General features: G+C 43.0%; 7 protein-coding genes. 1 reads left to right on the forward strand and 6 read right to left on the reverse strand.

Annotated elements, in window-relative coordinates:
• Nucleotides 1-88: 88 nt before the first annotated feature.
• The 5 genes from QL919_RS12880 to sdhC all read right to left on the reverse strand — a co-directional run bounded on the left by QL919_RS12880 (nt 89) and on the right by sdhC (nt 7,938).
• A complete protein-coding gene (locus tag QL919_RS12880) occupies nt 89-2,974 on the reverse strand; it encodes a 2-oxoglutarate dehydrogenase E1 component (RefSeq protein ID WP_290189885.1) in 2,886 nt (961 codons plus the stop codon).
• Nucleotides 2,975-4,005: 1,031 nt separating this feature from the next.
• Complete coding sequence (locus tag QL919_RS12885) at nt 4,006-4,716, reverse strand: succinate dehydrogenase iron-sulfur subunit (protein ID WP_207968967.1); 711 nt, start codon at nt 4,714-4,716, stop codon at nt 4,006-4,008.
• 223 nt (nt 4,717-4,939) lie between these two features.
• The gene (sdhA, locus tag QL919_RS12890) at nt 4,940-6,790 is read right to left on the reverse strand and encodes a succinate dehydrogenase flavoprotein subunit (RefSeq protein WP_290189886.1); all 1,851 of its coding nucleotides are present in this window, start codon (nt 6,788-6,790) and stop codon (nt 4,940-4,942) included.
• Nucleotides 6,791-7,144: 354 nt separating this feature from the next.
• Nucleotides 7,145-7,531 (reverse strand): succinate dehydrogenase, hydrophobic membrane anchor protein, encoded by a 387-nt coding sequence (sdhD, locus tag QL919_RS12895; protein WP_290189889.1) that lies wholly within the window; start codon nt 7,529-7,531, stop codon nt 7,145-7,147.
• A gap of 20 nt (nt 7,532-7,551) precedes the next feature.
• The gene (sdhC, locus tag QL919_RS12900; protein WP_010200793.1) at nt 7,552-7,938 is read right to left on the reverse strand and encodes a succinate dehydrogenase, cytochrome b556 subunit; all 387 of its coding nucleotides are present in this window, start codon (nt 7,936-7,938) and stop codon (nt 7,552-7,554) included.
• A 1,072-nt stretch (nt 7,939-9,010) separates the two neighbouring features.
• Here sdhC and gltA point away from each other — a divergent pair.
• Complete coding sequence (gltA, locus tag QL919_RS12905) at nt 9,011-10,291, forward strand: citrate synthase (RefSeq protein WP_290189887.1); 1,281 nt, start codon at nt 9,011-9,013, stop codon at nt 10,289-10,291.
• A gap of 132 nt (nt 10,292-10,423) precedes the next feature.
• Here gltA and QL919_RS12910 read toward each other — a convergent pair whose 3' ends face one another.
• On the reverse strand, nt 10,424-11,482 hold the full coding sequence (locus tag QL919_RS12910) for a hypothetical protein (protein WP_290189888.1): 1,059 nt from the start codon (nt 11,480-11,482) through the stop codon (nt 10,424-10,426).
• Nucleotides 11,483-11,735 lie beyond the last annotated feature (253 nt).

An 11,735-nucleotide genomic window follows, 5' to 3' on the forward strand; every position in this document is an offset into this window, starting at 1 on the left:
GTTTTAAATTACTCATGTGGTATTACAAGGTACTGACTGTCATCGCCTGATTCATGTATCTTTTATAACTTGTTAACTATTTAAGCTATTACTTAGACAACTCATCGACACTAATGCCAAGACCGCCAGCAATCAATGCTTGCTGCTGCTGAGCATGCAATTTAGGTGAACCTGTCGCAGGTGCCGCACTAGGAGGACGTGCCACCGGCTCCATGACTTTCGCCTTGGTTGGATGCGGTACAACAATACGGAACATATGAGGTGCTAAATAATACCAAGCGCCTTGGTTCAATGGCTCTTCTTGCGTCCAAACGATTTCTTGCAGATTGCTATATTTTTCAATCTCAGCAATCAAACGTTTTTCTGGCAATGGATACAGCTGCTCGATACGCACGATAGCCACATGGTCTAGACCCAATGCGCGGCGCTGCTCTAGCAAGTCGTAATAAACCTTGCCGCCACATAGCACCATACGAGTCACTTTGTCCGCGTTGTGGTCATCAATCTCTGGTAAAACCGTCTCGAACTTACCTTTGGCGAGCTCTTCTAGGTTTGAGGTTGCTAACTTATGACGTAGCAAGCTCTTCGGAGACATGACAATCAATGGCTTACGAATTGGACGTACGGCCTGACGACGTAGCGCATGATAAATCTGTGCAGGTGTCGTCGGTGTAATCACTTGCATGTTGTCTTCAGCACATAGCTGTAAGAAGCGCTCAAGACGAGCAGATGAATGCTCTGGGCCTTGACCTTCATAGCCATGCGGTAACAACATCGTTAGACCACAAACACGCTGCCATTTGGTCTCGCCGCTTGAGATGAACTGGTCAATAACAACCTGTGCGCCGTTGACGAAGTCACCGAACTGCGCTTCCCATACGATTAGTGCGTTCGGTACTGTCGTTGCATAACCATATTCAAAAGCCAGTACCGCTTCTTCTGACAATAGCGAGTTATAAGTCGCAAAACGTGCCTGTGTCTCACTGATATGTGATAGTGGCACATACATGCTGCCGTCATTGACGTTATAGATTTCACTGTGACGATGAGAGAAAGTACCACGACCAACGTCTTCACCAGTAATACGTACCAATACTTCGTCATTATCAACCAATGATGCATAGGCCAAGGTTTCAGCGGCACCCCAGTTGAGCGGCTCTTCACCCGTCTGCATCGCTAAACGTTGCTCGACGACTTTTTGCACCTGACGCTGTAGTTTGTAGCCCTCTGGCATTTGAGCCATACGGCGACCATACTCTTTGAGCTTTTCGATGTCGACACCAGTTTCCCAGTCATCAACCAAGTCATGGCCCAGATACGGTTTCCAATCGACAAACAGCTGTTCATCAGGATCACTGACCAAAGAATTCACCACGTAATCACCACGGTCTAACGACTCACGGTAGTTATCTTCGTAGTTTTTCGCATCGTCTTCACTAATGACACCATCTTTAATTAACTGCTGTGCATAAAGAGTGCGGGTCGTTGGTAGCTTTTTAATAACTGCATACATCAATGGCTGCGTGGCCGATGGCTCATCAGCTTCGTTATGACCGTTACGGCGATAGCAGAACAAATCGATGATAATGTCTTTATCAAACTCATGACGGTAATCAAGTGCTAGTTGCGCGGCAAATATCACTGATTCAGGGTCATCACCATTCACATGTAGAATGGGTGCATGTACCATTTTCGCCACATCAGTACAATATTCTGTTGAGCGCAAATCTTCTTGGCGACTGGTGGTAAAACCAACTTGGTTATTAATAACGATATGTACCGTACCACCAGTGGTATAAGCACGAGTCTGCGACATTTGGAAAGTTTCTTGTACCACACCTTGACCGGCAAAAGCTGCATCACCGTGCACAACGATTGGCAGTACTGAGTTACCGTCTTTGCCATCTTGACGTGCTTGGTCATTACGACGAACTTGACGTGCGCGTACTGAGCCTTGTAGTACTGGTGCGACAATCTCGAGATGCGATGGGTTAAAGGCTAAGGCCAAATGAGCCTCACCACCTGGCGTCATCACGTTCGATGAATAGCCATTGTGATACTTAACATCGCCTGAGCCTTTTTCTGGCTGAACCTTGCCATCGAACTCATCGAACAAATCAGCAGGGTTTTTGCCCAAAATATTAACCAAGAGGTTTAGGCGTCCACGGTGCGCCATACCGATAACCATCTCTTTGGTGCCATAACCGCCAGCACGTTGAATGATTTCGTTAACAGCAGGAATAAAGCTCTCACCGCCTTCTAGGCCAAAACGCTTAACACCCGTATATTTACGCGCTAGATACTTTTCTAGACCTTCAGCTGCCGTTAGGCGCTCAAGGATAGACAGACGTTTTTCTTTGTCGAATTTGATGTGACCTAAGTTAGTCTCTAGGTACTTTTCCATCCAGCGCTTTTCTACACTGGTCGTCACATGCATATACTCGATACCAATGTAGCGGCAGTAAACACGCTCCATGATTTCGATGATTTCACGTAAGGTCGCTTCATCCTTACCAATATTTAAATCATTGGTAGGAAAGACGGTGTCTAAGTCTGCTTCTGAAAGGTTGTGATATTCGAGCGTTAAATCCACTACTTCTGCGCGTGGATATAAGTCCAAAGGATCTAGCTTGGCGCGGCGATGACCACGGCGGCGGTAGGCGGAAATGAGTTGCTGTACGCCCATCTGCTTAGGGTCAGCACAGTCAGCTGAGTTGCCAGCAGATGCACCACTGGTTTCAGTATTGACTTTATTGGCAGTTTGATTGCGTGCAAGCAATAAAAACTGGTCTTTAATAGCGTTATGCGGCGCATCGTTTGGCGACTTGTACTGTTCAAAATACGCTTGCCAATCTGAGTCGACGCTGTCTGGGTCTGATAGATATTGCTCATAAAGAGCTTCGATATAATTGGCATTATCAGCGGCCAATTCTGTATGTTCTAAGCTTGCTGCTTCTTTAGTTATACTATTCATAATAATCGTCTATTTGATAGATAAATGAATGGAATCGTGCTTATTATTGTGTAATCTGTTGTACATTAAGCGTTTTTACCGTCAGTCGTACCTTTAGTATTTAATAAAATACTTATTCATCAGACAGTAATTATCAATTGTCATTAATAGTGCTGCTGTAATTAATGTGGCGCTAACAGCTAATTAGTGACCATCAGCGTTATTACAATACCTAAATTAAAAATATAATTATTTGTGAACGTCCAGTTTTCTTATCTAACTCGTTTCACAACATTAATTTATATATAATGCCTTCAGCCATAACAATTTCATTAACAATAAGTTATTGCTAACATTTTGCTCTCTTCAGCTAGCCTATCAATTGGCTACTCTCGCTGAAATGTTGTGATATCGCCAAGATATACTGTGTTTTCCGCTAAATATACGTTGCTGTATAGGGTAGCATGCCTGATTTTTAGGACATAGTTTGTTTGTTCAATACTAGGTATTTACATAATGAATATCTATTATCAAAATACCCACATTATTGATTTTATTTAGCAGTAGTTGCCAGCTACTTTTCAATAGCACTATCGTTGATAGTCAATGGCACTAGCCAACAACACCAATACAAACTCTCAATATCACGCCTAAAAACTTAGCAATACCCATTATACCTAATCAATTCTGCATTAGATAAGTTGTTTACGCTACTACCCTATCTTTGTTTCTATATCGAGCTGTCTCTACATTCAATTATATAGATTGACCGTCTATATAGCATGTCTTCTTACACATGACCAACGTATTGCCAATACAGCCTTACCATCATTTCTTATCAAAAGTGAGCATAACATTCTGTATTGACTGCGCTCATTGGTCTTCTCGTTTGCGTCCATTATAACAAATTAACCGGATACGAAACATCTGATGTAGATTTAGAAAATAGGTATGGTCGCTTTTTAGACATACTAGTGAATAAAAAACACCACCTAATGATTAGGTGGTGTTTTTCGTTCAGTATCTGTAAAAAACCATGCAATTATAAACGATTAACCAGCTTGGTCAATCAACATATTGCGTAGATGACCAATTGCTTTGGTTGGGTTCAAACCTTTTGGACAAACTGAGACACAGTTCATGATACCGCGACAACGGAATAGGCTGAATGGATCATCTAAGCGAGCCAAACGCGCTTGCGTATCACCATCACGGCTATCGGCAACGAAGCGATAAGCGTGTAGCAATGCTGATGGACCTAGGAACTTATCAGGGTTCCACCAGAATGATGGGCAGCTGGTTGAACAGCATGCACATAAGATACATTCATATAGGCCATTTAGTTTTTCACGTTGCTCAGGTGACTGCAGGCGCTCAGTTGGCGGCGCTGGTTGGTCATTGATTAAGTACGGATGTACCTTTTCATACTGCTCGTAGAATTGGTTCATATCGACAACCAAATCACGAACCACTGGCAAACCAGGTAATGGGCGAACCGTGACTTTCTCTGGCAAGGTATTCATATTGATAAGACATGCAAGACCATTTTTGCCATTGATGTTCATGCCATCAGAGCCACAGATGCCTTCACGGCATGAGCGACGGAAGGTAAGCGTTTCGTCTTCCTTCTTTAGGCGTAATAATACGTCAAGCAACATACGATCTGAGTCAAGTAGCTCAATCGTATAAGTTTGCATGCGCGGCGCTGCGTCCACATCAGGATCGTAGCGATAGATTTCGATGGTGCGAGTACCTCGGCTCATAATGCTAAACTCCACACGTAGGTGATGGCGGGCATACAAAGATTGCAACATATTAGCGCTAACTATTAATCAGTACTGATAACCAGTATCGGATACCGATTAATAGTGTGATAGCACTGTTATGAGCATGTAGCTGGCGGTCACCTTTTTAATAGATTAATAAGGGATAAAACGTTTGCGCTGCTTTTATATATCAGATATATATCAGGCGCACAGTCTAGAATTAATAGACGCGAACTTTTGGCTCGATATAATCAACCGTTAACGGTACTTTGCGAACTGGCTTATAAATGATGCGGTTGCCTTCAGAATACCATATGGTATGCTTCATCCAATCGTGGTCATTACGGCCGTTTGGTGCATAGTCATCATCTTCTGGGCGATCGTAATCAGACACACTATGGGCGCCGCGACTTTCGTGACGCATAGCAGCTGATATCATCGTCGCTTTTGCCACTTCATACAAGTTAGCAACTTCGAATGCTTCGATACGAGCAGTGTTAAAGACTTGTGACTTATCTGCTAGATGGATTTTATCAATCTTTTCACCCAGTGCTAAAATCTGCTTAACACCTTCGTCCATCATCGCTTGTGTACGGAATACACTCGCATGCTTTTGCATGGTTGCACGAATCTCGTCAGCCACGTCTTGTGCGTTGTAACCTTCAGTAGACTGTTGCAGCTTGTCTAGACGACGCACGGTAAAATCAAGGACGCGTGGATCTAATGGCTTATAGTTATGATCGGCATGATGGAACTCATCAACGATATGCTTACCTGCAGCGCGACCAAACACCAATAAATCAAGCAGTGAGTTGGTACCTAAACGGTTGGCACCATGAACACTCACGCAAGCACACTCACCGATTGCATAAAGGCCTTTAACCACATTGCCTTTTGCATATAGACCGTCTTCATCAGTACCCGCTTCTAGATCCGGTACAATCACTTGACCATGAATCGTAGTTGGAATACCACCCATCATATAGTGAATGGTTGGGATAACTGGAATTGGTTCTTTAGTGATATCAACGTTTGCGAAGTTTTTACCAATCTCGAAAACTGATGGTAAACGCTTCATGATGGTTTCTACACCCAAATGCGTCATGTCCATGACGATATGGTCAGCATTAGGACCACAACCACGACCTTCTTTGATTTCTTGGTCCATCGAGCGTGATACTAGGTCACGTGGTGCCAAGTCTTTCACGGTTGGCGCATAACGCTCCATGAACGCTTCGCCATCTTTGTTACGTAAGATAGCCCCTTCACCGCGGCAACCTTCGGTCAATAGTACGCCTGCACCATGAACGCCAGTTGGGTGGAACTGCCAGAATTCCATGTCTTGTAATGGAATACCTGCACGAACTGCCATGCCAATACCGTCACCAGTATTGATATAAGCGTTGGTAGATGCAGCAAAGATACGACCTGCACCACCTGTCGCTAGGACAGTAATCGGTGACTGGAATACGGCAACAGTACCTGTCTCTTGCTCAAGTGCGACGACACCGTTGATGTTGCCGGCTTCGTCTTTAATCAAATCAAGCGCAATCCACTCGATGAAAAACTCAGTGCCTTGCTCTAGGTTTTTCTGATATAGCGTATGCAATAATGCGTGACCAGTACGGTCAGCAGCGGCGCAAGCACGTTGGACGGCCTTTTCGCCATAGTTTGAGGTATGACCACCAAACGGACGCTGATAAATCGTGCCATCTTCGTTACGGTCAAACGGCATGCCCATGTGCTCAAGCTCGTAAACCACTTTTGGTGCTTCGCGGCACATGTACTCAATGGCGTCTTGGTCACCCAACCAATCTGACCCTTTAACGGTGTCATAAAAGTGAAAGTGCCAGTTATCATTACTCATGTTACCCAAACTTGCACCGATACCACCCTGTGCAGCAACGGTATGTGAACGGGTTGGGAATACTTTGGTCAAGACTGCAACCTTCATGCCCGCTTCAGCCAAATGTAGTGAAGCACGCATACCTGAGCCACCACCACCAACGATGACTGCATCGTAGTTTAGGGTCTTGATATTACTAATGGTATTATCTTGTCTAGTTGCCATTACGGTTTTCCTAATGCCTGTTAATGCTTAAAAGTAAATAAAAAGGTCGTCTGATAAATTATCTTGTGGCAGAACTTAATCTCTATAATTCGGCTGCTCTCTAAAATTTTAGATAGCGTGAGACAAACAACCTTCAACCACTTAATTTGCATATCTATCGTTATACTGGGCTACGCTACTGGTACTGCAATGTGCTTATTATACGACTCACCGATGAGATGAGTGGTTAAGCCAGCATACGCCCAACGCTATGACTATTTTGGCTATCAACGAGTGACTATAGTAATGAAGCAATAAATAATGCTGCTACAGCCATCCGTTGTTTTATCATTATTTAAGGGAGTAACTTAACCGTTAAACCGCAACGACGCCGAAACCGTTACCCCAAAAAATCATGATGCCCCAAAATAGAAAGACTAAAATAGCGATAATCATCAATGACTGTAGCACTAAACGTAGACCTGCTGCGCTTGAGCCCATTTTGCCAGTGGTAATATAGTCAGTGAACACCGTCCACATACCTACCCAAGCATGACCAGCCAATGCAAGTACAGCCACTAAGCTGAACAAACGCATCGGCAAGCTTGTCATAAATGATGACCATTCAAGATAAGTGACATCGCCATGGGTCAAAAAGAAGCCCAGCAATACCACACTATACACGGCTAAAACGACAGCACTGATACGTTGGATAATCCAATCGCGTGAGCCTGAGCCTGTCAGACCAGTAGCACTTTTGATTCCTGAATCATTTTTTATCATTAGAACATCACCCATACAAATGACGCGACAATTAGAATCGCTGCAATCACAAAACTGACCATAGAAGCGGTGCGGCCAGATTTTAGCTCTTCGTTCATGCCCATGTCAGCAAATAAGTGCTTGATACCCATCACAAAGTGATAAGCAATCGCTGCCACAAATATCCATGCTAAAAAGCGCACAAGTACGTTGTCAAATACGGTCTCAAAACTCTCAGGCGACGCCAATGAGTTCTGTAGTAACCACAGCATGACAGGAATCAATAAAAATAAAATAATGCCAGAGATACGATGCAAGATTGAGGCTATCGCAATCGGTGAGCGATTAACGCTAATCACTTGGCTTAAAGGCAGATCAATAGGTCGGTTGCTTTTCACAGCGGGCATCCTTTTTGCGGTTATACTCCTGTATCTGCTATCAACGCTTGACGTAGTTTGTGTCAACTGAGCATTGAGCAACACACGAGACGAATAAAGTAAGGAAGAGCTAGCTGACTTCGTTTAGTTTGTGCTAAATATGAAGAAAGGATCATGTGTTAAAGGTATTGATAAACTGTTTGATATTGCTCGTCAAATGGACAGGCATATAAAACAACCCGTCTATTATACAACAAGGAAGACAAACATGAGTGAGATCGATTAACTAGTCTATTTTTATGATTCGCCTTTACAGCTCGCATCGGACATAAAATGACGCTTAATTGTCATCTGACGGTTTAAACACTTATATTGTGAACTTCTATATAGTGTGCAAAACTGATGCTAACTACTTAAAAATAGAACAGCTAACAAGAACATTCAAACCAAGGCTTATGGTTTTAGTCTATTAAGACACTGTTCAGTCGTACCAAATATGAATACCAGTATGAATAGAGAAGCTCTAAACGACACTATATCATGACCACTTATCAATTCGCACAAAGCTAGTGCCAGTTAAGTTCCTCTAATTATAAAATGACTGGGCGATAATTACAAATTTATCCATTAAGTGATAAAAACGGAACACGCAACGAACAAATTAACAGAGATTCGCAACACTGGCTTTTTAAAAGCAGTCACAATTGTTAATATCTTAGATTGATTGGATTCTGCTATCATTCATAGTCTGTCTGTTTTTGCCGACCCTATTTATAATAAGTAAGCGGTTATTCTAAAAAAATACACTATATATTACGTTGATATCCACACAGCAGTTATCCTCATAAAAACAAGGGTTTTGGTTAAAATAACCCATCAGACATATTTTGATACAAAAATTACAGTGAATAAACACAACTAAACCATGCCAATTGGCGGTATTAGTGGTAAAAGTTTTTTCAAATCATAAGTAATTGCTGCTAATATACCCTGCATATTAAATGCGTTGAATGAATTTTGACCGTTTGACTAACCATGGCGCGAGGGTATGCGTCTGTAGTAATTTTTATTCTAACAAGTTAAAACTAATGGAGAGCAATTTATGGCTGACAATAATGCCAAACTAACCGTCAATGGTGAAGAATACGAACTTCCTATTATCAAAGGTACTTTAGGGCGCCCAGTTATCGATATTGCTGCTTTACAAGATTCAGGCTTTTGGTCTTATGACCCTGGCTTTAAAGTAACAGCTCCTGTTGAATCAAAGATTACTTATATCGACGGCGGCAAAGGTGAGCTATTACACCGTGGCTACCCTATCGATCAGTTAGCGAACAATGCTGAATACCTAGAAGTGGCTTATGCGCTGATTCATGGCGATTTGCCTAATGCTGAGCAAAAAGCTGATTTCTTTGAAAAAATCCGTAAGCATACGGGTGTTCATGACCAACTACGTAAATTCTTTGAAGGCTTCCGCCGTGACGCGCATCCAATGGCTATCATGGTTGGTGTCGTTGGTGCTTTATCTGCGTTCTACCATGAAGACCTAGACATCAGCAATGAAGATCATCGTGAAATCACCGCTATCCGTCTGATTGCTAAGATGCCAACACTTGCTGCGATGAGTTATAAATACTCTCAAGGCGAACCGTTCATGTATCCACGTAACGACTTTAGCTATGCTGAAAACTTCTTGTACATGATGTTTGCCACGCCTGCTGATGTTGATTACGAAACCAATGACGTTATCACTCGCGCCATGGACAAAATCTTTACTTTGCACGCTGACCATGAGCAAAACGCTTCAACGTCTACTGTACGTTTAGCCGGTTCTACTGGTGCCAATCCTTACGCGTGTATCGCTGCTGGTATCGCCGCACTTTGGGGTCCATCACATGGCGGCGCAAACGAAGCCGTACTAGAAATGCTTGATGAAATCGGTAGCGTTGAAAACGTACCTGCATTTATGGAAAAAGTGAAGAGCCGTGAAGTGAAGCTGATGGGCTTTGGTCACCGTGTTTACAAAAACTTTGACCCACGTGCACAAGTCATGAAAGAGACTTGTGATGAAGTATTAGGCGCATTGGGTATCAATGATCCTAAGCTTGAGCTTGCCATGGCGCTTGAGAAGATTGCTCTAGAAGACCCGTTCTTCGTTGAGCGTAACCTATATCCAAACGTTGACTTTTACTCTGGCATTATCTTAAAAGCCATTGGTATTCCAACGTCAATGTTTACCGTCATCTTCTCATTAGCTCGTACTTCTGGCTGGATCAGCCATTGGTTAGAGATGCACAGCGCTCCATTCAAAATCGGTCGCCCACGTCAGTTATACACTGGCGAGACGCATCGCGATTTTGTTAAAGTTGAAGACCGTAAGTAATGACGAAACAGCTTTAACATAGTAGAGAATAAAAAATCCCGCCAAGTGCGGGATTTTTTATGGATTATCATTTATGTCATCAGCACCATGACTGTATGTACTAAACTGCTGTGGTTTATTGAACGATATACTCTATTGGAACTCTTTTAGCGTCTGTTCATATTTAGCAATTTGCTCGTCATAACCTTTGATGGTGTCATTAAACTTGGCCATCAATGCCTCAAACTCTTGCTGCTGATTGAGTTTCATCTGCTGCATATCCATGACTTGTTGGGCTTCTATTTGCTCCCAAACCTGATGCTGGATAATCAATCGCGCCAGCGCTGGGCTCTTGGCACTCACTCTGCCAGCAATCTCTGCATGCTCAAATAACTGCGGCACCAATGTCGCTATATTAATAAGGGTATCAACATCTTCTGCGCTAAGTGGCGTTGTCACAGGTTGATAGAGTGACTCCATCGCTTGCTGATAGCTTTCTATCATTTGGTCTTCAGTCAATATCACCGGCTTACGTGGCTCAAGGCTAATACGCTTAAGCACGGTTAAATCACGCTCGCCCACTTCGGTACTGGTATTGATATCAGCTTCGGCTTCTGAGTCATTCCCTGCATCTAGCGCAGCAGCGTTTGTGTTGTCAGTAGCAGCTACTGATGTTGATGTCTCAGGAGTGGCATTATTAGAAGCATTTACAGATGTATCATTGGTATTAACTGCGCCACTGTCATTGCCATCAATGGCAGTATTAGCATTAGCACTGTTGTTGGCGTCAGTACCGTTGTTGGCATCAGTCGTCACACCATTTTGTAATAAAGAATCTGTAGTGTCTGAGGCATCTGCAGCTTGCAACGATTCATATTCTGCTTGCAGACGACGCTGTAACCCTTGCGCTTGCGTCACATAAATAGGCTGAAACTGCTTGATACGTGCAGCAGCCGAATCACTTTGTGGCATCGGCTTGCTGTTTTCAGCATTGGTTTGCTCAGTGGTCTGACTGTCCTCTGGCGCAGGTTGTGTCTCTGTTTGCTGTTGACAACCGCTTAACAGTAATGCGCCACTCAATGTGACTGCTAATGCCGCTGAGGATAAGCGCATAGAGTAGCCATTTTTATTCACAGCAGCTTTGTGCCTATCATTATCATTGACTCTACGGTGAGCCTCGATATCAGGCTTGTCTGGCAAAAAGTTAAACATGAGCGTACATATCCTTTGTTGATGCAAATCATAAAGTTGGAATTATCACAGCAGTCCATTGCTGATTTATTTTGATGTTTGGCAATATTGTTTAATCATAACGCTTAGTAGCATTACTTAGATATAAGACCTCTTGCAAAAGTAGTTGTAAGACACAACGTATATTATTGAACTCTACTTACTTAATAGATATGCCAAACATAGATAAGCTACTCAAACAAAGTGACGCTGGTTTTAAACGCTACACTGGCAT

It is taken from the genome of Psychrobacter sp. APC 3426, assembly GCF_030408035.1.
Taxonomy (GTDB): domain Bacteria; phylum Pseudomonadota; class Gammaproteobacteria; order Pseudomonadales; family Moraxellaceae; genus Psychrobacter.

Bases quoted from the DNA above. Each gene is read 5' to 3' on its own strand.
- QL919_RS12880 (WP_290189885.1), bottom strand. From the start codon at position 2,974: ATGAATAGTATAACTAAAGAAGCAGCAAGCTTAGAACATACAGAATTG.
- QL919_RS12910 (WP_290189888.1), bottom strand. From the start codon at position 11,482: ATGTTTAACTTTTTGCCAGACAAGCCTGATATCGAGGCTCACCGTAGA.
- sdhC (WP_010200793.1), bottom strand. From the start codon at position 7,938: ATGCCCGCTGTGAAAAGCAACCGACCTATTGATCTGCCTTTAAGCCAA.
- sdhA (WP_290189886.1), bottom strand. From the start codon at position 6,790: ATGGCAACTAGACAAGATAATACCATTAGTAATATCAAGACCCTAAAC.
- gltA (WP_290189887.1), top strand. From the start codon at position 9,011: ATGGCTGACAATAATGCCAAACTAACCGTCAATGGTGAAGAATACGAA.
- QL919_RS12885 (WP_207968967.1), bottom strand. From the start codon at position 4,716: ATGAGCCGAGGTACTCGCACCATCGAAATCTATCGCTACGATCCTGAT.